The organism is Legionella pneumophila subsp. pascullei, assembly GCF_900637585.1.
Lineage (GTDB): Bacteria > Pseudomonadota > Gammaproteobacteria > Legionellales > Legionellaceae > Legionella > Legionella pascullei.
In genome coordinates, this window is the sequence record NZ_LR134380.1 from 1,562,962 (window position 1) to 1,587,738 (window position 24,777).

Genomic DNA, 24,777 nt, shown 5'->3' on the forward strand with positions numbered 1-24,777 from the left:
TTTTTATCTCCGAAAAAAGATTACACTCAATATAATAATTATAGAGAGGGACTTAATAATAATGAACTATATACTAGCCATTGACCAGGGAACAAGTAGCACTCGTGCCATGATCTACACGCTTAAGGGTGATTTAATCGCAAACAGCCAGTACCCCCTTACCCAATATTACCCCAATTTGGGTTGGGTAGAACATGATCCTGAGGAAATATGGCAAAAAACTCTGAATGCGATGAGGGATGTTGTATCTCAAGTTCAGGGAAAAGCAATTTTATGCTGTGGTCTTACCAATCAACGAGAAACTACTCTTATTTGGAACAAAAAAACAGGAGAATGTCTTGCACCAGCTATTGTATGGCAGGATAGACGTACAGAAGAATTTTGTTTTTCCCTGTCTGAATGCTCCTCAATGATACAAGAGAAAACTGGACTACTTCCTGACCCCTATTTTTCAGCAAGCAAATTAAACTGGTTACTAAAGAATAACTCTCAAGCACAATCACTAGTTCACCAGGGAGATTTGGCATTTGGGACAATAGACAGTTTTTTAATATGGCGAATGACTAAAGGTGCCAGGCATGTGACCGATATAACCAACGCATCCAGGACTATGCTATTTAACATTCATCATGAAACATGGGATAAACAGTTGCTTGAATTGTTTTCCATTCCTGAATCAATATTGCCAGAGGTTCACTCCAGTGATAGTCATTTTGGAGTGATAGATAAAGAATGGCTTGGAGTAGAAATTCCAATTACAGGTATGACTGGTGATCAACAAGCGGCTTTAATTGGACAAGGCTGTTTCGATAGAGGAATGGTTAAGGCTACTTTTGGTACTGGAGGATTTTTATTGCTCAACACAGGGGATAAACCTGTTTTCTCAAAGCACAAATTATTAACTACTATTGCTTATAAAATTAAAGAAAAAACAATATATGGTTTGGAAGGCAGTATTTATCATGCCGGAACAACTGTTAAATGGTTACGGGATGAAATGAAATTGATATCCCATTCTGGTGAAACCGAAACATTAGCACAAAGTCTCGATAGCAATAACGGTGTATATCTTGTTTCATCTTTTACTGGTCTTGGAGCACCTCACTGGTTATCAATATCAGGTTCGGCTATTGTAGGGGTATCTCGCTCAACTAACAGGGCACATTTTGCCAGAGCAGCTTTGGAAGGGGTTTGTTATCAAACACGTGATGTATTAACGTGCATGAGAGAGGATAGTCAACAGGATTTGACTTTATTAAGAGCCGATGGGGGTATGGCAGTAAACCAATGGTTTCTACAATTCCTGGCGGATCAGTGTCAACTAACAATTCAAAAGCCCAAAGACATTGAAACGACCGCCAAAGGGGCAGCAGTATTAGCTGCAGTAGGTTATGGACTATTTGATTCAATTTCTTCAGTAAATAAGATATGGGATGTCGAGTGCGAATTTCAGCCTTCCAGAGAAAGAGAGGTGGTTGAAAAAGATTTTCGTGGTTGGCTCGAGGCGTTGGCAATGGTTAAATCAAGGCAAGCATAGGCTGATCTGATAATGCTTTCATTGATGAGGTTCGAATTATATTGCAGTAGCTCGTATCATAGTCTAATACAAGCTACTGAGATTAATATCCTGGATTTTTTATTTTACGTCGCGGATTTTTTCACCGGTATATAATTGGCGAGGCCTGCCAATACGTGACTTAGTGGCTACCATTTCCATCCAGTGACTCATCCATCCAACAGTGCGAGCCAGAGCAAATATCACTGTGAACATATTAGTTGGTATTCCAATAGCACTTAAAGTCAGTCCTGAGTAAAAGTCTACATTGGGGTAGAGTTTTTTCTCAATGAAATATTCATCTTCAAGAGCTATACGTTCAAGTTCCATTGCCAATTTGAATAAAGGTGCGTCTTTGGCTCCCACCGCTTCTAGCACATCATAACAGGTCTTACGCATTACTTTAGCTCTTGGATCATAGCTTTTATAGACCCTGTGCCCAAATCCCATCAAGCGGAATGGATCATTTTTATCTTTAGCTCGTTTAATGTAGTGATCGATACGACTCACATCACCTATTTCCTTTAGCATATTTAAACAGGCTTCATTCGCTCCACCGTGAGCGGGTCCCCATAAAGCTCCTATACCGGCTGAAATGCATGCAAAGGGATTAGCCCCGGTAGAACCGGCCAGACGTACCGTCGATGTAGAAGCATTTTGTTCATGATCGGCATGGAGAATAAAAATAGTATCCATAGCCCTTACCAGTACAGGATCTGGCGTAGTATCTTCAGATGGAACACCAAACATCATATGGAGAAAGTTCTCTGCATAAGACATTTTATTTTTAGGATACATATAAGGCATGCCAATGGAGTATTTATAACTCATCGCAGCTAAAGTAGGCATTTTAGCAACTAGTCTGATTGCGGAAATAAAACGGTCTTGTGCATTGTTCAAATCCATGGATTCATGATAAAAAGCTGACAAGGCACCTACTATTCCAACCATAATGGCCATTGGGTGAGCATCACGCCGGAATCCATTCAAAAACTGGTACATTTGCTGATGAACCATAGTATGATTGTTAATTAGACTGACAAAAGCTTTCTTTTCTTCCTTGTTGGGTAGCTCTCCATTGAGTAATAAATAACTTACATCGAGGAAGTCTTTTTTCTCTGCCAATTGTTCTATAGGATAACCCCTATACAACAAAATGCCTTTATCCCCATCAATATAGGTGATTTTTGATTCACAGGAGGCAGTTGATAAAAAACCTTGATCAAAGGTAAAGACGCCATGTGAACCAAGCTGGGTAATATCAATCACATCATTACCTAGGGTGGGAGTATAGATTGGTAAATCAATCGTCTCTTGCCCATCAATGCTGAGTTTCGCTGTCTTTTGAGTCATTGCTTCTCCTGATTGTTTACATGCTTAAAGCATTCATACTTGCGTTAGTGCGCGGAACTATATAAAAATGACAACATACAGTCAAATTAAACATAATTTTGGTCATTAAAAATGCTAGCCCAATAGAGTTAAAGATTCAAATAACTTAGATCGTTTGCAACCGTATACATAGATTATATATTATGGTTTACAAATTTGAGGAATAATAGAAAAAAAATGATAACTCCGGCAGAATTACCTATTAATCATCGTGGTGCGGTATATCATCTTGATTTAAGAGCAGAAGAAATAGCTGATCTTATCATTACGGTAGGAGATCCGGGGCGAGTGAGCCTGGTTAGTCAATATTTTGATAAAATTGAAGTACAACGTTCTCATCGAGAGTTTGTTACGCATACAGGTTATCTCGGAACTAATAGAATTACAGTACTCTCAACTGGTATTGGTATGCCAAACATAGATATTGTGATGAATGAACTGGATGCTTTGGCAAACATTGATTTATCTACAAGAACAGTGAATAACAATAAAAAGAGTTTAACCATAATTCGATTAGGCACGACAGGAGGTTTGACTGCGAATTGTTTACCAGGAGATATAGCCATTAGTCGATATGCAATTGGTTTTGATAGTTTGATTGATTATTATCAATATCAGCCACTGGGAGTGCTTGAAACAATCAAGGATGAGTTATCTCAATATCTAAAGGGAGAAAGTGGCCCGTTTTACATTTCTGAATCTTGCTCTCAATTAGCTGAGCAGTTCAGCTCCTTGGGACATACAGGAATTACTGTTACTTGTGGTGGTTTTTATGGGCCGCAAGGTCGTAGGTTAAGATTGCCCCTTCATTATCCCAATCTTGTTAATCAGTTAGGAGCATTTTGCGCTCAGAATTATTCAGTAATTAATCTTGAAATGGAAACTGCTGCTATCTATGCTCTTGGCAGTATGCTTGGGCATAAATGCTTATCCTTAAGTGCGGTGATTAACAACAGGATACATGGAAGTTTTGTCACTGATGTCAAATCTTGCCTGGATTCCCTAATTACAAAATCACTCACAACTATTAAAAGTATCCTTGAGCCATCTGATGCTTAAGGTGATTTAATTAAGACGCCCAGTGTGGTATCCTTTTGCATTAAAATAATCTTAATTTATTGTCTAAAGGATACATCCAAATCATGGTATACCTAGCCAAAGAAGTCTTACCAGTCAACATAGAAGACGAATTGAAGCAATCCTATTTGGATTATGCTATGAGTGTCATTGTAGGTCGAGCATTGCCTGATGTACGTGATGGTTTAAAGCCAGTACACAGGCGAGTTCTTTTTGCGATGAGTGAGTTAGGTAATGATTGGAATAAACCGTATAAAAAATCTGCTCGTGTAGTAGGGGATGTCATCGGTAAATATCATCCTCACGGGGATACAGCTGTTTATGACACTATTGTTCGTATGGCTCAGCCTTTTTCCATGCGTTATATGCTGATTGATGGGCAGGGTAATTTTGGTTCTGTAGACGGAGATGCTCCAGCTGCCATGCGTTACACTGAAGTACGAATGTCCAAGGTGGCGCATGCTTTACTGGCTGATTTGGATAAGGAAACAGTTGACTTTAGTCCCAACTACGATGAAACAGAATTTGCCCCAGTAGTATTGCCATCAAGAATTCCCAATTTGTTAATTAATGGTTCCTCCGGTATTGCAGTAGGGATGGCTACTAATATACCACCACATAATCTTACCGAAGTGATTAATGCATGCATTGCCTTGGTGGATGAACCTGATACAAGTCTTGAAGATTTAATGGAAATTATTCCTGGCCCTGATTTCCCCACAGCAGCAATTATCAATGGTCGGGCTGGAATTATTGAAGGTTATCGTACTGGAAAAGGACGGGTTGTTATTCGGGCGCGCACAGAAGTTGAAACGGACGAAAGTTCAGGACGCCAATCAATTATTATCCAGGAATTACCTTATCAGGTAAATAAAGCACGTTTGATCGAGCGTATTGCTGAATTGGTAAGGGATAAGAAAATTGAGGGAATTTCCGGTCTGAGGGATGAGTCAGACAAACAGGGAATGCGAGTAGTCATTGAATTAAAACGCAATGAAGTAGCAGATGTGGTATTGAATAACCTGTTTGCTCATACCCAAATGCAAAATGTATTTGGGATTAATATGGTTGCTTTGGTAGATGGACAGCCGCGTACTTTGAATTTAAAGCAAATACTGGAATATTTTATAAAACATCGAAGAGAGGTTGTAACCAGACGAACAATATTTGAATTGAAAAAGGCTAGAAGTCGAGCCCATTTATTGGAAGGTTTGGGAATTGCCTTGGCTAATATTGATGAAATGATCGCGTTAATTAAGCAATCACCTACTCCCCAAGACGCAAAAAATGCTTTATTAGGCAGAATATGGCAACCAGGTTTGGTAAAGGCTATGTTGGAAAAAGCTGGCTCAAATGCGTCAAGGCCTGATGATTTAACGGAAGAGTACGGTTTGCATGAGAATGGATATAAATTATCTGAAGCACAGGCACAGGCTATACTAGAATTAAGATTGCATAGGTTAACTGCTCTTGAACAAGATAAAATTATTAATGAGTTTGAAGATCTATTGAATTTAATTAAGGAATTACTTGATATATTGGCTTCTCCTGAAAGACTTATGCAAGTCATTCGTGATGAATTGATAGAGGTTAAATCTCAATTTGGTGATGAGAGACGAACGGAAATTACAGCCTCACAAGAGGATTTGACTATTGAAGATTTAATTACCGAAGAAGACGTTGTTGTCACTTTATCTCATCAAGGTTATGTAAAATATCAGCCCATTACTGCATATCAGGCTCAACGTCGAGGTGGCAAAGGCAAATCAGCAACTCATGTCAAAGATGAGGATTTCGTTGAGCGTCTAGTGATTGCAAGTACTCATGATACCTTATTATGTTTCTCCAATCATGGCAAATTATACTGGTTAAAAGCGTATCAATTGCCTCAGGCAAGCCGCACTTCCAGAGGAAGGCCGATAATTAATATTCTTCCTTTGGCAGAAGGAGAAGAAATTAATGCTATGCTCCCTGTTCGTGAGTATAAAGATGGCAGCTATGTGTTTATGGCAACCAAGAATGGAACAGTTAAAAAAGTACCTTTAAACGCTTTTAGCAGGCCGCGATCCAATGGGATCATTGCAGTGGATCTGGATGAAGATGACAGCCTTGTTGGAGTTGATATTACTGACGGTACTCGCGATATTATGTTGTTTACTGATGCTGGCAAGGTGATCCGCTTTGATGAAAATAAGGTACGGCCTATGGGGCGCACGGCTCGAGGGGTTCGTGGAATTCGGGTAGAAAAAGATCAGGCGGTTAAATCTCTGGTGGTAGTCGACCCAAATGGAGGAACCATTTTGACAGCAACTGAAAACGGCTACGGTAAGAGAACCCATATCGATGAATACCGAGTTTCAGGAAGAGGAGGACAAGGTGTTATTTCTATTCAGGTTACTGAACGAAATGGTAAAGTTGTCCGATCCTTGCAGGTTACCGATAATGACGAAGCCATGTTAATTACAGATAAAGGAACTTTGGTTCGTTTTAAAGTCAATGAATTATCTGTGATAGGCCGAAATACACAAGGAGTTCGTCTGATTAATGTCAGTTCTGGTGAGACAGTTGTTGGAATGCAAAAAATTGTAGATCTTGGAGAAGAATTAGAAGAGGCAGAAGATTCATCAATTAATACTGAAGACAGCACTGATGAATAGTAGGGTTTTCAATTTTGGAGCTGGCCCTGCCATGATGCCTGAGGAGATATTAAAAGAGGCTCAGGAGGAATTTCTTAATTGGCATAATACTGGAATGTCCATACTTGAAATAGGCCATAGAACAACTGAGATCAGTAATCTTTTAAGTACTGCAGAGCTATCATTAAGAGAGCTGTTAAATATCCCCCAAAATTATCATGTGTTGTTTTTAGGAGGAGCAGCTCGAACACAATTTGCCATGATTCCTATGAATTTATTACGGCCAGGAGATGAAGCGGCTTATTTTATTACGGGAATCTGGTCTAAGATGGCTTATCATGAAGCGAATCTTCTAAAAAAAGCGTATTACATTAGCAATGAAGAAAAAGATGGATTTGTATCGATTCCTGATTATCAAAAGTGGGAATTAAAAAGCAATACAGCTTATATCTATTATACCCCAAATGAAACAATTAATGGAGTCAGATTTCCTTATATTCCTAAAACAGGGGATGTTCCTTTAGTTGCGGATATGACTTCTTGCTTACTGAGTGAGCCCATAAATATTAAACAATATGGTTTGATTTTTGCAGGTGCGCAGAAGAACATTGCCAATGCAGGTTTAACAGTAGTTATCATTCATGAGGATTTACTAAAAAATCAACCTGAGCCAGCGATTCCTACCATGTTGAATTATAAAAATCATGCTGAACATCGCTCCTTATATGCCACACCTCCTGTATTTAATTGTTATTTGGCAAGTAAGATGTTTGAGTGGATAAAAACCCAGGGAGGTATAGAAGAATTATTTAAAAGGAATTGTCTGAAAGCCGCGAAACTATATCAATATCTCGATTCAACTGATTTTTATTTAACTCCAGTATCCAAAGAAGCTCGTTCTATAATGAATATTTGCTTTTCGCTGTACTATCCTGATTTGGAACAAAAATTCCTTGATATGGCTAGTGAGCGTGGGTTAAAGGCCTTAAAGGGTCATCGTTTCGCTGGGGGATTACGTGCCAGTTTGTACAATGCTATGTCTATGGCTGGAGTGGATGCTCTCATTGAATTTATGTCTGAATTTGCAAAAGAAAATGGTTAATAAGCATGTTGAATTTTATAAGTAAGCCAGTTGACTATCTTAAGGGTGAAATCACAGTACCTGGAGATAAATCCATTTCTCATCGTTCTATTATTTTTGGTGCGATTGCCATTGGAACTTCAGTAATTGATGGTTTTTTGGATGGTGAAGATTGCATAGCTACTCTTAAAGCATTCCAAGCGATGGGAGTTAAGATAGAAGGACCCGAGAAGCAACGTGTTATTATTCACGGAGTTGGGAAATATGGTTTAAAACAACCAAAAAATATTATTGATTGTGGCAACTCTGGTACCAGTATGCGCTTGTTGGCTGGATTGCTTGCAGCACAACAATTTGATAGCCAGTTAACTGGAGATGACAGTTTACTTAAGCGCCCCATGCTAAGAATCAGCAAGCCTTTAAGTCAAATGGGGTCAGATGTTACTACTCAGGATGGGAAGCCACCTATTGTAATCAAAGGTGGAAAAAAATTAAATGGAATACATTATGTCATGCCAGAAGCCAGTGCTCAGGTAAAGTCGTGCCTGTTATTAGCTGGTCTATATGCTGAAGGGCAAACAAAAATAACTGAAAATGCGGTCAGTCGGGATCATACAGAAAGAATGTTAAAAACATTTTCTTATCCAATTCAGATGGCAGATGGTACTATCGTCATTGATAGTAATGGAGAGTGCCATGGAACTCATCTGAATATCCCGGGAGACATTTCGTCTGCTGCATTTTTTATAGTTGCTGCTTCGATTACCCCTGGTTCTGATGTTTTAATTCGCAATGTAGGTGTTAATCCTACTCGTACTGGTATTATTCATATTTTAACTGAAATGGGAGCTGACATTACAGTTTTGAATCAACGTGCCTATGGCGAGGAGCCAGTTGCTGATTTGCATATCAGATATTCCCAATTAAAAGGAATTGATATTCCCGCCTCTATGGTGCCATTGGCGATTGATGAGTTCCCGGTTATTTTTATTGCAGCAGTTTGTGCAAAAGGGAAAACAACTCTTCGTGGAGCTAAAGAGCTGCGTTTGAAGGAAAGCGATCGTATTGGCGCTATGGTGGATGGCTTAAGTCAATTAGGAGTTTATGTCGAAGGTTTTGATGATGGGATATTGATAGAGGGTGGATGTATACACGGCGGTGAGGTGAATAGTCGAGGAGATCACAGGATTGCCATGTCATTTGCTATTGCTGGAGCTGTCGCCAGTGGCCCTGTAACGATTAAAAACTGTGCTAATGTTGCAACTTCATTCCCCTCTTTTGTTACTACCGCCAACGTACTTCGTTTTCAAATAGAGGAATGCAGCTGATGGTTTTTAATAAAGAGGTTCCTGTCATTACATTGGATGGTCCAAGCGGAACAGGAAAGGGGACAATTTGTCATTTAATAGCAAAGAAACTGCGTTGGAATATGCTTGACAGTGGGGCTATTTATCGTGTTCTAGCTTACGCTGCTCGAAAAAATAATATCGAACCAAATGAAATCAAAAAATTGACTGATTTGGCCCGCTCCTTGAATTTACGTTTTGAATCGTCTACAGATAACGAAACAAAAGTAATACTTGATGATGAAAATGTTAGTCAACAAATTCGTAGTGAACAATGTGGTCAGGATGCCTCGCAAATTGCCGTGATTCCTGAAGTAAGAACAGCATTGCTCGAGCGCCAGAGAAACTTTGCTCAATTTCCTGGTTTGGTGACAGATGGGCGAGATATGGGTACGGTGGTCTTTCCAAATGCTATTTTGAAGGTTTATTTATATGCAAGTGCAGAGGAAAGAGCAAATAGACGATATTTACAGTTGCAAGATAGTGGAATTAATGTTAGCCTCGCCCAGGTTGTTGAAGAACTGGCTAAACGGGATGCAAGGGATACAGCTCGTACACATGCGCCATTGAAGCCAGCTGAAGATGCTGTCTTGATCGATACAACCGGACTAACAATTGTACAAGTGTTCAATATTGTATTAAAATTAATTGATGAACGTTTGAATAATTTGTAGTTTTAAATTGGGGGGAAGGTGAGTGGAACTCATTCTTCCATTTTTTTACTAAAGAGTTTATTAACATGTCTGAAAGTTTCAAAGAATTATTTGAGCAAAGTATTGCCGGAGCTCAATTTTATCCTGGTGCCATTATTACTGCTAAAGTCATCGATATTGATGATGATTTTGTTACTTTAAATGCGGGATTAAAGTCAGAAGGTATTGTTGCCGTAGAAGAATTCTACGATAAAAATGGCGAACTGGAAGTTAAAGTAGGCGATACTGTCGAAGTGGCCCTGGATTCAGTAGAAGATGGTCACGGTGAAACGCTCCTTTCAAGAGAAAAAGCGAAACGCCAGGAAGCATGGCGCAAGTTATCGAAATGTCACGAAAATAATGAAACAGTTACCGGTTTGATTTCTGGAAAAGTCAAAGGTGGTTTTACTGTGGAAATCGGCTCAATCAGAGCATTTTTACCAGGTTCTCTTGTTGATGTGAGACCGGTAAGAGATCCATCTTATCTCGAAGGTAAAGAACTTGAATTTAAAGTCATCAAGATGGATTTGAAGCGTAATAATATTGTTGTTTCTCGTCGTGCTGTAGTTGAAGAAGAAAGCAGTGCTGACAGACAGGCACTCCTGGAGTCTTTACATGATGGCCAAGAGCTTCATGGTATTGTTAAAAACCTCACCGACTATGGTGCTTTCATTGATCTTGGCGGCATAGATGGTTTGTTGCATATCACTGATATTTCCTGGAAGCGAGTTAAGCATCCAAGTGAAGTGTTATCAGTAGGTCAGGATGTTAAAGTCAAAGTACTAAGCTTTGATAGTGAAAGAAACCGCGTTTCCTTGGGTATGAAGCAGTTAGGAAATGATCCTTGGGTTGATTTGGTTGAACGTTACCCAATAGGCAAGAGATTACAAGGTAAAGTAACCAACATCACTGATTATGGTTGTTTTGTCGAAATTGAAGAAGGTGTAGAAGGGTTAGTCCATATGTCAGAAATGGATTGGACTAATAAAAATGTTCACCCAAGCAAAGTGGTATCTCTGGGAGATGTAGTCGATGTTATGGTTCTTGAAATTGATGAAGAACGACGACGTATTTCTTTAGGTATGAAACAGTGTGTGGGTAATCCATGGCAGCAATTCGCATCTACTCATAATAAAGGCGAAAAAGTAAAAGGCAAGATCCGCTCTATTACTGACTTTGGAATCTTTATAGGTCTTGATGGTGATATTGATGGATTGGTTCATTTATCTGATATTTCCTGGACTGTTCCTGGTGAAGAAGCGGTAAAGCAATTTAAAAAGGGTCAAGAGTTGGAAGCTGTTATTTTAGCAATCGATCCAGAGAGGGAGCGTATTTCTTTAGGGTTGAAGCAGTTGGAGGGTGATAGTTTTGCCAGCTTTGCTGAAACTTACACGAAAGGCTCTATTGTTAAAGGTACAGTTACAGCAGTAGAACCTAAAACTGTAACCGTTGCTTTAGCAGAAGATGTTTCTGGTACAATTCGTGTTGGTGAATTATCTGATGAACGTGTTGATGATGCTACCACTGTCGTAAAAGTTGGTGATGAGGTTGAAGCAAAAATCACTAATATTGATAGGAAAAATCGCACCATTTCACTTTCTGTCAAGGCAAAAGATGCCCAGGATGAAGCGGATGCGATTAAGAAATACTCCAGAACAGAGGCTGCATCAACTACTCTCGGAGATTTATTGAAAGAAAAAATGGCTAGCAAAGAAGGTGAATAACCTTTTTAAGTCAAAACTAAAAAAGCGTAGAACTATCTACGCTTTTTTTTTATTTTGAGAAAAAGATTATGGTATCATGGGCGTTTTAGCTTAAGGATAAAAGGAAATATTCAATGCGCATATTAATGCTGGTAACTTATCTACTGCTTATTATTATTGGTGTTAGTTTTGCGGCTCTAAATGCCTCGTCGGTTCAAGTTAATTTCTATTTTAAAACAGTGTCTATGCCTATCTCTGTTCTTATGACTATCATGCTTGGAGTTGGCGTTTTTATTGGTTTTATTCTCTTTATTACACGATATTGGCGTTTAAAAATTGAATGTCGTAAAATGAAAAACCAATTAAAATTAACTGAAAAGGAAATAAAGAATTTGCGTTCAATACCTTTACAAGATCAGCATTAATTTTATTATTATTTGGGGAAACTCGATATACAGAGAGGGAAATTAATAGATGATTAATTTATGGCCACTGTTGTTACCTGCTGCCGCATGGTCTGGCTGGTGGCTGGCAAATCGTAGTAATTCCAATAAAGATGCTCATGTTCATAATCGATTATCACGAGAATATGTAGTTGGACTTAATTATTTATTAAATGAACAATCTGATAAAGCAGTTGACGTATTTATCAAACTTCTGGAAGTTGATAGTGATACAGTAGAAACACATCTTGCATTAGGTAGCTTGTTTAGGCGTAGAGGGGAAGTAGACAGGGCTATTCGTATTCATCAAAATTTAATAGCTAGACCTCAATTAAGTATTCAGCAACGCAAAGAAGCCCTAATGGCTCTAGGGCAAGATTATATGAGTGCTGGAGTATTTGACAGAGCGGAACGCATCTTCCTTGAAGTTGTTGAGTTAGGTGGAAGCAGAGATACGAGCAGTCTTCAAGGGTTATTGGCAATTTACCAACAAGAAAAAGCCTGGGAAAAAGCTTTAGATATTATTAAGAAGTTGGAAATTTCTACCGGAGCCAGTTTCCACAATCAAGCAGCTCATTATTATTGTGAAATGGCTAGTCAAGCACTTAAAATCAATGCAATGGATAGAGCCATTTACTGTATTAAACAAGCAATGAATGTTGATCCGGAATCAGTAAGAGCCAGTTTGATGAATGCCACAATTGAAATGAAAGAGGGTCGTTATAAGCAGGCGATTCGATCTTTAAAGCGAGTGCCACAACAGGACGCTGAATTTTTAACTGAAATTATAGAACCATTAGTTTTTTGTCATAAAGAGTTGGATTCCATGCCAGATTGCATTCACTATCTTGAGCAAACTTTAGAAAAACATCCGCGAGCCTCTGTGATTTTTGTTATTGCTGATTATTTGCGACAAAATAAAGGTATGGATATTGCAATTGACTTTGTAGCTGATAATTTAAGCAAACATCCATCAATAAGAGGTTTAAATCGTTTGATATATTGGCATTTGGAATCAGCGCATGGGAAAGTACGTGAAAAACTGCAAATGCTTTATGATATTACTAGTAAATTTTTAGATAATAAGCCCATATATCGATGTGGGCATTGTGGTTTTGGTGGTAAACATTTACATTGGCATTGCCCAAGTTGTAAACAGTGGGGTAGAATGAAGCCTATTCATGGGTTGGAAGGGGATTAACCTGAGACATACTCTCAGAAAGTTAATGAAGAGTTGTATGCTAGCTTAGTATAGCAATTGGAGTTTTTCATTGCGAATTAAGTAAAACAATTCGAATGAAAAATTTAATCTGATTCGTATCAGCGTTTGCCAAGGCAGTTTGCGTTCAAATCAGTTTATTGCAACTTTATATTTTTATTAAGTTTATTCCTTAACTTCATGGTATTGGTCTTAGGTATAGCTAAACAATTTATATACTAATTATGAGATTATATAATGCAATTTATCGACTTAAAAACACAATATTCTTTAATTGAGAATGATATTTTAAACAGCATTAAAAGGGTATTAAATCACGGCCAATACATTATGGGGCCTGAAATTGCAGAACTTGAAAAACAGTTAGCCACTTTTGTTGGAGTGAAGCATGCGATTGTGAATTCAAGTGGAACAGATGCTTTATTAATGGCCTTGATGGCTCTGGATATTCAGCCAGGGGATGAAGTGATTACAAGCCCATTCAGTTTTTTTGCAACAGCTGAAGTGATTAGCCTTTGTCATGCAACGCCAGTTTTTGTTGATATAGATCCTTTAACTTATAATTTGGATCCTGAACAATTAGAACGAGCAATTACTAAGAAAACCAAGGCTATTATGCCAGTTGATTTATATGGGCAATGTGCGGATTATGATGCGATTAATGCTATTGCAAGTAAATACGGCATTCCTGTTATTGAAGATGCCGCTCAGAGTTTTGGAGCTACTTACAAAGGCAAATATTCTTGTTCTCTGTCAACTATTGGATGTACCAGCTTTTTTCCATCAAAGCCCCTAGGAGGTTATGGTGATTCGGGAGCTTGTTTTACTAATGACGATATTTTAGCCAAGAAATTAACTGAAATTAGAATTCATGGTCAAAATGCTCGCTATTGCCATCACCGGGTAGGGATTAATGGTCGAATGGATACCATCCAGGCAGCGATACTACTTGAGAAACTGAAAATATTTTCTAATGAGATTTTATTGAGACAAAAAGTAGCAAAACGTTATGATCAAATGCTTTCCAAGTTAGTGAAAACTCCTTATATCCCTCAATACAATGCGAGTGTATATGCTCAGTATACTATTGAGGTTGAGAATAGAGATGCGTTTGCGAAGTCAATGCAAGCTTCAGGGATCCCAACAGCTGTTCATTATCCAATAGCTATGCATCAACAGCAGGCACTTGGTTATTTAAATTACAAACTTGGAGATTTTCCAAACTCCGAAAAAGCAAGTCAACATGTTATTAGTTTGCCTATGCATCCTTATTTACAAGAAGATGAGCAATTGAAAATAGTTGCAGCAGTTAGAAAGGCTTTACTTTTGATGAATGAAGAGGCCATGGCATAAATGACACCCAAATTAATCGTCGCGTTGGATTTTGATAATCATGATAACGCTTTACAGTTGGTTGACAAACTTGACCCTAGTCATTGTGCACTTAAGGTTGGGAGTGAACTTTTTACTTTGCTAGGGCCTCAGTTTGTAAAGGAACTAGTAAGAAGAGAGTTTAAAGTATTTTTAGATTTAAAATTTCACGATATCCCTAATACTGTTGCTAAAGCTTGCCATTCAGCAGCAGAATTAGGGGTATGGATGATAAATGTCCATGCAATCGGTGGCTTAAAAATGCTGCAAGCTGCGAAGGAATCTTTAAAAACGTATGGTCAAGACAAGCCTTTGTTGATTGCAGTGACTGTGCTAACCAGTTTTGAAGAAGCGGAGTTGGCCAGTGTTGGTATTAGCAATTCATTGCCTGAGCAGGCAACTCATTTGGCTATGCTTGCCAGAGAAGCTGGGCTTGATGGTGTGGTGAGCTCTGCACATGAAGTCAAAATTATAAAACAGAAATGTGGCGAGAATTTTATTACCGTCACTCCTGGCATAAGACTGCCAAATAATCTAAAAGATGATCAATCGCGAGTTATGACTCCACAACAGGCCATCAGAGAAGGTAGTGATTTTCTGGTTATTGGAAGACCAATTACGCAAGCAAGCAATCCCTATGAGGTTGTTTCCGCCATATTGCGTGATCTTTGATGGAACATATTTTAAAGAAAATATACATATGGTATAATTTTGTTCACTTTTGAATTAGTTGTACCATTCCTATTTTATTCTATAGAAATTTATGATAATTGTTATAAAGATAATTAATAAATATTTAAAAATAACTCAAATTATTTCAGATATTTATTCTATGGACTACCCAGACGTAAGGATTTACTGATGACCCCACAGCACGTCATAAGTCAACTGCTGGAATCTGACACTAAATACCCTCAGAACTTAGATTTATTAAAAAAAATAATCATATCTGCTTACTTGGGACGCCTCAGAATTAATGGATTACCTCCAGATAACAAGATCGCACTTGGAAATTATCTTTTTGATGACGAACGTATGATTTTTGATTTCACTCGATTGAGTGATTCAAAAAGAGCTTTATTTATTGAATGGTTGCTTGAGTCTCATCAAAAAGATAAAGAGCATGGTTTTTTAAGTGGCGTTTATGTGAATGAATATCGAGGTTTCACTGCAGAGGTCGCATTAAGCTGGTGGGGTATCTTAAAAAACTGGTTATTTAATAATAAATCTGAGCATTGGAAGATAGCGGATTTGGGACTTTCTGTCAATTATCAGCTGACTGGTATTGAGATGTGCCATGGAAAGCAGGGTATCTTAATTGGATTTAACCAATTTTTAGTACCACCTTCAGGTACTAAATATAGAGATCCCAATGATAGCCAAAGTGAACCATTGGGTAATGTTAAAAGAGTATTTATTACTGATAAACTGGTTGACGAACTTGTTGGGCTCAATTATAAAAATCTTAATTATGAGTCTGTCTGTAAAAGCCCCCATCCTCAATCTATTGATGTAACTGATCCAGAGGCCCGTCATAAAGACATGTATGACTACAGAAAAATGCAACGCTTTAATGGTGTGAAGCCTTGGTATATCAGACTTTGGAGATGGATATCTAAAATATTTTTTGGTAATACAGACGAAACTAAAAAAATAAGTTCTTCAGACGACAATCTGGAATTACTTTATAAAACGAAAACTGTCAAAATTTATCAGCGTTCCAAATCAAAAGAGATCCTGGTCACAGAGACGCGGCCTGATATTACTAATCTGGTTTTTTGTGGAGGCGGAGCAAAAATTTTTGCTCATGTGGGAGTTTGGAAGGCTCTCAATGAAGCAGGGATCAGGCCAACCAAATTTGCCGGAAGCTCTGCTGGTGCAATCATGTCTTTGATGTGCTATCTAGGTTATACTGCTGATGAAATTACTGAACTTTTTAAACATTTTAAACAAGAACATTTAGTTCAATTTGATATAGACAGAAATGGATTATCTGACACTCATTCTCTAAAGACCGCCTTGGATTATGCTATCGCAAATAAAGTAAGGCAAATAGTTAATAAATATAAAATTCCATATCCTAAGGGAAAAATAACTTTTAGTACTTTAGCTTCTTTAAGAGAGCAATTCCCTGATTGTGGAATAGGTAAAGAATTAATTGTTACCGCAACCAATAAACGCTCAGGAAAAACTATTTATTTGTCAGCAAATCGTTATCCATTATTGGAAGTCAGTGAAGCAGTTAAAATTTCTGCGAGCTTTCCGATCTTATATAGAGATACTCTACTGGATGGCGAGGAACATAATGACGGAGGAATATTAAGTAATTTTCCAACTGAGATTTTTTTTGATGACCATTCAACGCTGCTGGAGTCTGAATTTGGTAATAATTTAAAAGTATTGGCAGTTCAATTTGATAATGGCATTGAAAGAAATGTCATTGATAGAATAATGGACAAAGTTTATCGAGAGAATTTTATACTTAACTGGATTTATAGCTTACTAACTGGAGTCAGTGATCCTGCAAGTGGATGGGAAAGAGACCGCCTTAAATTAAGACAGTACGCTCTTCAAACGATAATCCCTGAAACAGGGAAAGTATCTACAACAGGATTTAACGTAGAAAGACAGAGTCAGGAGGAATTGATCCAAAATGGTTATCGGTCAACTCTGGATTATCTTAATGTAAGATATACTAAAAAAAACAACATCTATGTCAATAAGGAAATGATGTACTCCACTTTCAATTCTTTGGGAGATTTACTTGCTTACTGTTGTTACAGGGGAGATGAGCAATGGTTTAATGTTGTTAATAATCTAATTGTGCAATCTACCTTGCCTAACCGCACTGCTTTAATGAAACAATCTCTGGAGCTTAGAAAACTATATTTTAATACGTCTCTACCCTCTAATCCTGAAAAGGATAAAACAGTTTCTAACGAAAGCAATACTTTAACTTTTTTTGGTAATGCTGTCTGCCAGCATCATAATCACAGTCAAGAATTTGAAAATGGAAACCATGATGTCTTACTGGCGCTCTACCCAATTTTTTTAAAACTATCTACTGATTTATTAACAAGTAAAATTGATAAGAATCTATTAGATCGTGCACGTCACTCACTAAATATACACTCTCCTTTTGATTGTCTTGAGCACTTTGACAAAATTTCAGGAGATGCTCATGTCATTATTCATATTATTGTTAAATTGATAAAAGAGCTTAAAGAAGGATCATGTCAACAAATTTATGATCTATTAAAAGAGCTTAGGCACTTATTGTATAGTGACATTAATCTTTTAAAAGCAAACTATTTTGGTAAATGGGATTTAAGTCTTCCTCAATGTATACGGATCTTGAGTTTGTTTAAGCAGGAAAAGCATGACGATGCATCTAAGTTATTGGATGGTCTACGTAACAAAAAGGAGCCTGTGCAAACAGCAAAAGGAGGAGCGCATCATGATGACCTTAGTAACGGGGGCCTCGAGAGGTATAGGTTTGGCCTTGGCGCATGAGTTTGCAGCACATGGCCATGATTTAATACTTGTTGGTAGAGACTCTGAACAGCTGGAGCAAATTTCAAAGCAATTAAATGCACAATATCAAGTTAAGGCTGAATATAAAGTACAAGACTTAAGTAAACCAGGAAGCGCATTTAAGTTGTATACTGATTTAAAGGAACAGGGTGTAGAAGTCAATTGTCTGGTGAATAACGCAGGCGTAGGCTATATGGGTTCATTTGTTGAGATGGGCATGAGCAAGCTTGATGATTTACTGAACATAAACATGGTTTCCTTAAGTGAATTAACACTATGTTACCTTCATGATTTTGTAGCTCGAAATGAAGGCAGTATTTTACAGGTGTCTTCAACAGCAGCATTTCAACCGGGCCCTTTTATGGCAGCCTACTATGCAAGTAAAGCGTATGTGGCTATGCTCTCTCATGCTATTGCTTATGAGCTCAAAGGTACTAATGTATCTATGTCTATTCTTTGTCCTGGAGCAACAAAAACCAATTTTTTCCATGCGTCTGGAATGGAAAGCTCTATGTTGGAGAGAGGATACATTGGAATGATGACCCCGGAAAAGGTCGCTAAAATTGCCTATAATGGGTTAAAAAAAGGAAAGTTGTATATTATTCCGGGGCTGAGAAATAAAATTTTAGCCTATGCCGCAGCCGTATCTCCTAAAGCGATTGCTATTAGAATTGCATCTTATCTTCACCACAAAATTTTATAGATGGCATGCGATTTCAATTCATGAAAATAAGAGGATTTACTCTACTTGAAGTGATGCTTGCATTAGCCTTGCTTGTGGGATTACTGCTTTTAAGTTCATGGCCATTTTTTTCACTGATACAAAAAAATGAGAGAGAAACCCTAATCAATAATATAAAAACTGCCGTACAATACTCTAAAATAGAGGCTATTCATTTCGGGCATCCGATTTATCTTATTCCTTTAGGCTCTAATGAAAATTGGTCCAAGGGGATGGTGCTTGCTCAATTCGACCAAAAATCCAATAAAATTGAGCTGATTCACCAATGGCACTGGAGTTCTAATTCCTGGAACATTAATTGGAGAGGAGTGGATTCCACCAATAGAATTATTATATCCAATACCCCTTATCGTGCGATGAGTAATGGTAAATTTATTTTGGATAATAGGCGAACTAATGAAAGAGTTGAGGTTACTTTAAATAGGCTTGGCAGGGTTAAGGTAGGGAATTTAATTAACACAAAATCAAAATAAAATGACTTTGTTCTCATCTTAAATATAAGCAATGGTTGTTCATAAAGAGGTAATTTTGTAATATCTTATGAAATTTTTTCCCAAATTATTATGTATGTCTATTAATTATCAATCCCTTCTGATTGCCGATGCCAAGGGCCCAGGGTTACTCAAAGATTGGCTGGAATACCAAGATTCTTTAACAGATAAATTAAAAGCAATGACCGGGAATGCGGAGTTGGAACGTTTATCTCAAAACTGGGCTATTCCAAATTGGTGGGATAGGTATGTTCTAGGTATACAAAACAATAGTATTTTTCAACGAGAAATTGTTATGAAAAATCAAGGGATTGTATATTGGTATGCACGGTCGGTTATTCCACAATCATGCTATGCTCTTAAACCAGAATTTTTCAACCGTTTGGAAAATGAATCAATACGAAATTTAATTTTTGATGAAAGCAGTGTAAGACGGTTACCGATACTTTGTTATCCAGTAGATCAATTAAATCTTGAGTTTCATTGGGTAAATAAATACATTCGTTCTGAATACTCTCAGATGTGGGTCAGGCTTACGGAGCTAGTATTTCAGGAAAAAAGTTCTTTTTATTTGGTTGAAATCTTGTTACCGGAGTTGGAAAACTTATTATGATTCCCTGGAATGCCTATGTCAGATTATTACGCTTAAATAAACCAATAGGAATTTTATTACTTTGGTATCCCACCGCATGGGCACTCTGGATAGCAAATCAGGGCTTTCCTTCGATTGATTTATTTATGATTTTTTTATTAGGTACAGTATTCATGCGTTCCGCTGGTTGTGTTATTAATGACATTGCTGACAGACATATTGATAAGCACGTAGCCCGAACCCAATTTCGCCCTTTGACTTCTGGAGAGGTCAGTTTGTCTGAGGCATTTATTTTATTGTTTATGTTACTTTGTGCCTCATTGCTTTTATTATTAAAACTTCCAATCAATTGTTTTTATTTTGCTGTTATTTCCGTACTAATTACTTTTTTATACCCATTTTGCAAACGATTTTTGAATGCTCCACAAATGATATTAGGTTTGGCTTTCTCCATGGGTATTCCTATGGCATTTATTGCTTCGGGAGAAAATTTAAATAGCGATTTTATTTTATTGTTTTTAATTAATTTCTCATGGATTATCGCTTATGACACGATGTATGCGATGACTGACAAAGCGGATGATTTAAAAATAGGCGTCAAGTCGACGGCAATTTATTTTGCAAATTATGATAGATTAATTATTGCCTTGTTACTGGCTTTTCTACACTCTTTATGGTTGATTTGGGCAATAAATAATAAAGTAGAATGGTGTTTCTATTTCCTATGGTGTATAGCCGCTGGAATATTGATTTATCAACAAAAATTAATTTATGCAAGACTACCTAAAAATTGTTTTAAAGCATTTTTAGTGAGTGGTTATTATGGATTAGTAATGTGGTTTGCCGTTGGATTAGCATTGATTTAAATAATATGTCCTCAACCCTAATAGAAAATTTGTTGTACCAAGAGATTATGGGTGTCGGAAATTCCTTCATAAGACAGGCTTTAGAAGAAAAAATCCAACACCAACCCATATTTTGAAGCAGGAAGGCTAATTAATATACATCGCTTCCATTATCAGCTACAACTCGAGTATGTCTTCCATAAATTACCAGAATTTTTTGCTTGTTCTTTAATTTCAAGTCTTCTGCTTGTACCACTGAAATAATGGTGCCAGAGTTTAACTTAATGACGTATTCGACACCATGTGTTCTATTATAACCACCATCTATCAAATTAGAATCAGCACCACCTTTTACATGCAGATTGGCATCAGCGTTTTGACGATGTAAATTAACTGGTCGTTTGGAAATAATCACACCCGGAATAACCTTTTTTATTTTGCCTATTTCATTCGCATCATATTCGCCGGGAGGAAGCTCATTGCTACAACTTACAAGCAGCAAACCCAATAGTAATGATGAAATGGATTTAAATATGATTTTAGTCTTCATGATAATTTAAACTCCAATGCTAATTAATTCACTATGACTCGTTATTCTAACTGAGATTCTCAAAATTATTAATTAATTTTTATTCACTTCCAACACAATGGTGGCAATTAAACAGATTTTCAGGATCATAATGGTGTTTAATTTGTAATAATTTCTTATAATTGGATCCCCATAAAGCCCTTTGCCAATTTTTTAAATGGTAATCGGCCTCATTCCCATAAGTACCCGCATCAGGATTCAGATCAGATATTAGCTTCATCGCTTTTTTTGCCTGTTTAGCTGAAAATATTGCTTTATCTAAATCAGGTTTGTACCCACGCAACTTGGGAAAGACATATTGTTGCCCCCCACTTATCGTTACCAAGGCTGCTGCATCCAATACGGAAGGGTTCATTGATGTTTTTCTTTGTCTTTCGATGGCTTGCTGAGAAGCTCCGGACAAGCCTTTGTTGAAATGTAAAGATAGTTTGGTCAGACGTGATGCTTCAAACAAAGCGTTAGATAGTGTATTCGAAAATTTTTCTTGAAAGAGGGTATAGGGCAAATAACCCGATTGGTAGTGAGTTAAATAGATAGAAACTTCTGACTGATTACCAGCCCACCAAAACTCTGGATAAGGGATATTTTTTCGCTTATCAATTACAATATGATCAGGTAGATTTTTGCGTAGATAATCGTAATCCCAGAATTTTCTTGCAGGTAGTACCAGACTGTTTATTGTAAATTGATAATGTTCAGGTTTTTGGGATAGCCAAGTTTTAAATGGTTGCCATAATCTATCAACCTGAGTTTTGCTCATCCCTTGAAAAACCAATGCCAGCTCCATTTTGTTATCAGGGCCTAATATGACTTGTTCTCCCCAATGCTCATTATGAAGTTTTTCCCTGTAAAAAGTAATAAAATAATCTATGAGGTTTTTAAAATCCTGATCTGTTTTTGCTGTAATGGTTCCTGTTAATGCTCCAAATGTTGCGGGCAATTCATGCGTTTCCAAAGTAATTTTACTCACAATACCATAGGTTCCACCGCCACCTCCTTTTAATGCCCAGTACAAGTCCTGGTTTTGGCATTCATTGGCGATCAAAATCGAACCATTAGCGGTAATAACTTCTGCTTCTAAAATTCCTCCTGCACCAGTTCCATATTTTTTAGAAAAACTCCCAAACCCGCCACCTTGAATAAACCCACCGGCAACTCCGACAGAAGTACAACCCCCACCCTGGACATAGCGTCCCTGATTTACAGTAACCTCTTTATAGGCCTCTATCCACCTTGTACCTGCTTCAGCAGTTACTGCGGGAACGCTTTTGTAGTTTGCAGGACAACCCTGTGGGACGAAATGATTTTGGAACTGTATTCCTCTCATATGATGCGTCCAAATCAATAAAGAATCAGGGGCATTGGATCTTCCAAGATAGTCATGACCAGTGCCTTTAACCACTATTTTGATATGATGTTTTCGAGCAAAGTTTACTGCATGAGCTATTTCCCGGGCTGTTTTTGCTGCAACTATGTATGGGCTTACTTCAGAGCTCCATGCATTAAACCAGCCAGTGGATTGAGTTGCGGTAGGTTGTGTTTCCAAATAAAAGGGATTTTTTATTTCTTCCAAGATATTTTTACAAGTATTGCTTTTGGGCTCTTTAATGCAAGATGATAGATAATTTCTGGCTTTTATTAAATGGCCATTAACTTGCTTGTTTAGCAATTCCCATTCGGATGGGGCTGGCCAGCATGGTTGATTAAGAAGGCAATATGATGATTTATTCTTATTTATAATCCCTTTTGCATGCGAGAATGTTGCTAAAAAAATAACAATAAAGCAGTTAAATAGCATTATCCATAATTTCATTGCAAGAACACCCCCTGTTTGCATTGTGACATATTAGCATAAGAATATTTTGTTTATCACAATAACTTCTCTAGTAGAGTACTGGCTCCAATACGAAACCAATCTTTATAAATTGGTTTGCCCATGAGTAGTTGAACCAATTGAGCATATTGTTGAGCCTGAAGAGGGGTTTTAATCCCTCCAGAAACCTTGATGCCACATGAAGAAGCATAAGATGAATCCTTAATAGCGCATGCCATTGCAAATACTGCTGCCAGAGTGGCACCCTGGGGGATTTTTCCAGTTGAGGTTTTGAGAAAATACCCACCAAGAGCAATGATTTCTGAACTAAGCTGATAAATGCTCTCCATATCTGGAAAAGCGCCAGTTTCTAAAATTATTTTTAAGGTGAGTTGATGTTTTTTGCAGGTTTGAATAATAACATCACAGTGATTTAACGCTTTTTGTTTGTTTCCTCTTAAATAATGCTGATAAGGTATTACATAATCTATCTCATTAGCACCTAGCTGAATGGCATTATCTATATCGGCCAGGGAAGCCAGTAAATCATCATTTCCTTGAGGAAAATTGATTACAGTTGCTAATTTAATTTTAGCATCAGGCTTAAAGGCATGTAGATGTTTGGGCAGGACACAAATAGCTGCAACATCATTTTGACAGGCTTGGTTTTGTAATTGATACAATGCTTCAGAGGAAGCGTCTGTCTCCAAAAAAGTCAAATCAATACAATGTATCAACTGAGTATTCGAAATAGGTATGATATCCTGGTTTGACAGGAGCTTGCCCAGGACATCATTAAAATGCTTATCCAAACTCACGATAATTCCAGAATATACTGTTTAATCAAAGTATTAAGTTTTTCAGCGGCAATAGATGCCATTTTGACAACAGATTCATGGCTATGGCTGGTTTTTGCGAGACCGGTTGCATAATTTGTTATAGTAGCAATGACGGCTACATGTAAACCACAATGATTAGCGACTAGAACTTCAGGAACTGTAGACATCCCTACCGCATCGGCTCCCAGCAATTTAAAGGCTCGAATTTCAGCAGCTGTTTCATAGTTTGGCCCCAAGACAGAGATATAAACCCCTTGGTGTAGATTAATCGAGTTTCTTTTGGCAATATCCAGTAATGCATTACGCATGGTAATGTCGTAAGCATTATCTAAAGGATAAAACCTGGGTCCAAACTCATCATCATTTGGACCAACCAGGGGATTTCCGGGTTGAAAATTGATGTGGTCGGTAATTAGCATTAATTCACCTGGCCCAACTTCTTCTCTAAGTGAGCCAGAAGCATTTGTTGCAATAAAATACTGGCAACCTAATAGTTTTAAAGTTCTTACATAGGTTTTTACAGCGTCATGATTTTCCATGCTTTCGTAAGTATGAGCTCTGCCTTGCAAGCAAATAACAGCAGTAGATCCATGATATCCTAAAATTAATTTCCCTCCATGTCCCTGTACTGTAATTTTGGGGAAGCCAGGAAGTTTTTCGTATTCAATAGATACAGCATCCTCTAACTCTTCGGCAAATTGACCTAGACCTGAACCTAATACTACACCCACTTTTGGTTTAAATGATGGATATAATTTTTGAATATATTCTGCTGCTAAATGTGGGTAACTGATAGTAGAAGTTGAAGTCGTCATAA

The 24,777-nt window shown here is 37.6% G+C and carries 21 protein-coding genes; 16 read left to right on the top strand and 5 right to left on the bottom strand.

The annotated features are described in order from the left end of the window. Window positions 1–61 precede the first annotated feature (61 nt). On the top strand, window positions 62–1,537 hold the full coding sequence (glpK, locus tag EL201_RS07190; protein ID WP_027221595.1) for a glycerol kinase GlpK: 1,476 nt from the start codon (window positions 62–64) through the stop codon (window positions 1,535–1,537). Between the two features lie 99 nt (window positions 1,538–1,636). Here glpK and gltA read toward each other — a convergent pair whose 3' ends face one another. After that, window positions 1,637–2,908: a citrate synthase gene (gltA, locus tag EL201_RS07195; RefSeq protein ID WP_010947144.1), complete on the bottom strand. Its 1,272-nt coding sequence runs from the start codon at window positions 2,906–2,908 to the stop codon at window positions 1,637–1,639. A 216-nt stretch (window positions 2,909–3,124) separates the two neighbouring features. Between gltA and EL201_RS07200 the strand changes: the two genes are divergently transcribed. The 15 genes from EL201_RS07200 to ubiA all read left to right on the top strand — a co-directional run bounded on the left by EL201_RS07200 (window position 3,125) and on the right by ubiA (window position 20,740). Continuing rightward, entirely contained in the window at window positions 3,125–4,006 is an 882-nt protein-coding gene (locus EL201_RS07200; RefSeq protein ID WP_027221596.1) for a nucleoside phosphorylase, read from the top strand. An 83-nt stretch (window positions 4,007–4,089) separates the two neighbouring features. Continuing rightward, window positions 4,090–6,681 carry a DNA gyrase subunit A gene (gene gyrA / locus EL201_RS07205; RefSeq protein WP_027221597.1) on the top strand — a complete coding sequence of 864 codons (2,592 nt, stop codon included), beginning with the start codon at window positions 4,090–4,092 and terminating at the stop codon, window positions 6,679–6,681. After that, on the top strand, window positions 6,674–7,762 hold the full coding sequence (serC, locus tag EL201_RS07210) for a 3-phosphoserine/phosphohydroxythreonine transaminase (RefSeq protein ID WP_027221598.1): 1,089 nt from the start codon (window positions 6,674–6,676) through the stop codon (window positions 7,760–7,762). Before gyrA ends, serC begins: the two co-directional genes overlap by 8 nt. A 5-nt stretch (window positions 7,763–7,767) precedes the next feature. Continuing rightward, entirely contained in the window at window positions 7,768–9,069 is a 1,302-nt protein-coding gene (gene aroA / locus EL201_RS07215; protein WP_027221599.1) for a 3-phosphoshikimate 1-carboxyvinyltransferase, read from the top strand. Further along, window positions 9,069–9,761 (top strand): (d)CMP kinase, encoded by a 693-nt coding sequence (cmk, locus tag EL201_RS07220; protein WP_027221600.1) that lies wholly within the window; start codon window positions 9,069–9,071, stop codon window positions 9,759–9,761. The genes aroA and cmk overlap by 1 nt, the downstream gene beginning before the upstream one ends. Window positions 9,762–9,826: 65 nt before the next feature. Beyond that, window positions 9,827–11,503 (top strand): 30S ribosomal protein S1, encoded by a 1,677-nt coding sequence (rpsA, locus tag EL201_RS07225; RefSeq protein ID WP_027221601.1) that lies wholly within the window; start codon window positions 9,827–9,829, stop codon window positions 11,501–11,503. A gap of 113 nt (window positions 11,504–11,616) precedes the next feature. After that, window positions 11,617–11,907, top strand: coding sequence for a LapA family protein (locus EL201_RS07230; RefSeq protein ID WP_027221602.1), 291 nt, complete (start codon window positions 11,617–11,619; stop codon window positions 11,905–11,907). A gap of 49 nt (window positions 11,908–11,956) precedes the next feature. Continuing rightward, window positions 11,957–13,126 (top strand): lipopolysaccharide assembly protein LapB, encoded by a 1,170-nt coding sequence (gene lapB / locus EL201_RS07235; RefSeq protein ID WP_027221603.1) that lies wholly within the window; start codon window positions 11,957–11,959, stop codon window positions 13,124–13,126. Window positions 13,127–13,381: 255 nt separating this feature from the next. Continuing rightward, window positions 13,382–14,497: a DegT/DnrJ/EryC1/StrS family aminotransferase gene (locus EL201_RS07240; protein WP_027221604.1), complete on the top strand. Its 1,116-nt coding sequence runs from the start codon at window positions 13,382–13,384 to the stop codon at window positions 14,495–14,497. Next, window positions 14,498–15,187: an orotidine-5'-phosphate decarboxylase gene (gene pyrF / locus EL201_RS07245; RefSeq protein WP_027221605.1), complete on the top strand. Its 690-nt coding sequence runs from the start codon at window positions 14,498–14,500 to the stop codon at window positions 15,185–15,187. Window positions 15,188–15,373: 186 nt separating this feature from the next. Next, complete coding sequence (gene vpdC, locus EL201_RS07250; RefSeq protein ID WP_080272925.1) at window positions 15,374–18,028, top strand: Dot/Icm T4SS effector VpdC; 2,655 nt, start codon at window positions 15,374–15,376, stop codon at window positions 18,026–18,028. Further along, window positions 17,973–18,752, top strand: a complete 780-nt coding sequence (locus EL201_RS07255) for an SDR family NAD(P)-dependent oxidoreductase (RefSeq protein ID WP_027221607.1) — start codon at window positions 17,973–17,975, stop codon at window positions 18,750–18,752. The genes vpdC and EL201_RS07255 overlap by 56 nt, the downstream gene beginning before the upstream one ends. A gap of 5 nt (window positions 18,753–18,757) precedes the next feature. Then, window positions 18,758–19,264, top strand: a complete 507-nt coding sequence (locus EL201_RS07260) for a GspH/FimT family pseudopilin (RefSeq protein WP_027221608.1) — start codon at window positions 18,758–18,760, stop codon at window positions 19,262–19,264. Window positions 19,265–19,358: 94 nt separating this feature from the next. Then, the gene (locus EL201_RS07265; protein WP_027221609.1) at window positions 19,359–19,895 is read left to right on the top strand and encodes a chorismate--pyruvate lyase family protein; all 537 of its coding nucleotides are present in this window, start codon (window positions 19,359–19,361) and stop codon (window positions 19,893–19,895) included. Further along, complete coding sequence (gene ubiA / locus EL201_RS07270; RefSeq protein WP_027221610.1) at window positions 19,892–20,740, top strand: 4-hydroxybenzoate octaprenyltransferase; 849 nt, start codon at window positions 19,892–19,894, stop codon at window positions 20,738–20,740. Before EL201_RS07265 ends, ubiA begins: the two co-directional genes overlap by 4 nt. Window positions 20,741–20,870: 130 nt before the next feature. Here the strand turns inward: ubiA and EL201_RS07275 are convergent, their stop codons facing one another. The 4 genes from EL201_RS07275 to EL201_RS07290 form a co-directional block, all read right to left on the bottom strand. Beyond that, complete coding sequence (locus EL201_RS07275; protein ID WP_010947160.1) at window positions 20,871–21,269, bottom strand: hypothetical protein; 399 nt, start codon at window positions 21,267–21,269, stop codon at window positions 20,871–20,873. A gap of 79 nt (window positions 21,270–21,348) precedes the next feature. After that, window positions 21,349–23,121: an FAD-dependent oxidoreductase gene (locus EL201_RS07280; protein ID WP_027221611.1), complete on the bottom strand. Its 1,773-nt coding sequence runs from the start codon at window positions 23,119–23,121 to the stop codon at window positions 21,349–21,351. A gap of 56 nt (window positions 23,122–23,177) precedes the next feature. Continuing rightward, complete coding sequence (gene deoC / locus EL201_RS07285; protein ID WP_027221612.1) at window positions 23,178–23,939, bottom strand: deoxyribose-phosphate aldolase; 762 nt, start codon at window positions 23,937–23,939, stop codon at window positions 23,178–23,180. Next, entirely contained in the window at window positions 23,936–24,775 is an 840-nt protein-coding gene (locus EL201_RS07290) for a purine-nucleoside phosphorylase (protein ID WP_027221613.1), read from the bottom strand. The genes deoC and EL201_RS07290 overlap by 4 nt, the downstream gene beginning before the upstream one ends. Window positions 24,776–24,777 lie beyond the last annotated feature (2 nt).

Bases quoted from the DNA above. Each gene is read 5' to 3' on its own strand.
- glpK (WP_027221595.1), top strand. From the start codon at position 62: ATGAACTATATACTAGCCATTGACCAGGGAACAAGTAGCACTCGTGCC.
- gltA (WP_010947144.1), bottom strand. From the start codon at position 2,908: ATGACTCAAAAGACAGCGAAACTCAGCATTGATGGGCAAGAGACGATT.
- EL201_RS07200 (WP_027221596.1), top strand. From the start codon at position 3,125: ATGATAACTCCGGCAGAATTACCTATTAATCATCGTGGTGCGGTATAT.
- gyrA (WP_027221597.1), top strand. From the start codon at position 4,090: ATGGTATACCTAGCCAAAGAAGTCTTACCAGTCAACATAGAAGACGAA.
- serC (WP_027221598.1), top strand. From the start codon at position 6,674: ATGAATAGTAGGGTTTTCAATTTTGGAGCTGGCCCTGCCATGATGCCT.
- aroA (WP_027221599.1), top strand. From the start codon at position 7,768: ATGTTGAATTTTATAAGTAAGCCAGTTGACTATCTTAAGGGTGAAATC.
- cmk (WP_027221600.1), top strand. From the start codon at position 9,069: ATGGTTTTTAATAAAGAGGTTCCTGTCATTACATTGGATGGTCCAAGC.
- rpsA (WP_027221601.1), top strand. From the start codon at position 9,827: ATGTCTGAAAGTTTCAAAGAATTATTTGAGCAAAGTATTGCCGGAGCT.
- EL201_RS07230 (WP_027221602.1), top strand. From the start codon at position 11,617: ATGCGCATATTAATGCTGGTAACTTATCTACTGCTTATTATTATTGGT.
- lapB (WP_027221603.1), top strand. From the start codon at position 11,957: ATGATTAATTTATGGCCACTGTTGTTACCTGCTGCCGCATGGTCTGGC.
- EL201_RS07240 (WP_027221604.1), top strand. From the start codon at position 13,382: ATGCAATTTATCGACTTAAAAACACAATATTCTTTAATTGAGAATGAT.
- pyrF (WP_027221605.1), top strand. From the start codon at position 14,498: ATGACACCCAAATTAATCGTCGCGTTGGATTTTGATAATCATGATAAC.
- EL201_RS07255 (WP_027221607.1), top strand. From the start codon at position 17,973: ATGATGACCTTAGTAACGGGGGCCTCGAGAGGTATAGGTTTGGCCTTG.
- EL201_RS07260 (WP_027221608.1), top strand. From the start codon at position 18,758: ATGCGATTTCAATTCATGAAAATAAGAGGATTTACTCTACTTGAAGTG.
- EL201_RS07265 (WP_027221609.1), top strand. From the start codon at position 19,359: ATGTCTATTAATTATCAATCCCTTCTGATTGCCGATGCCAAGGGCCCA.
- ubiA (WP_027221610.1), top strand. From the start codon at position 19,892: ATGATTCCCTGGAATGCCTATGTCAGATTATTACGCTTAAATAAACCA.
- EL201_RS07275 (WP_010947160.1), bottom strand. From the start codon at position 21,269: ATGAAGACTAAAATCATATTTAAATCCATTTCATCATTACTATTGGGT.
- EL201_RS07280 (WP_027221611.1), bottom strand. From the start codon at position 23,121: ATGAAATTATGGATAATGCTATTTAACTGCTTTATTGTTATTTTTTTA.
- EL201_RS07290 (WP_027221613.1), bottom strand. From the start codon at position 24,775: ATGACGACTTCAACTTCTACTATCAGTTACCCACATTTAGCAGCAGAA.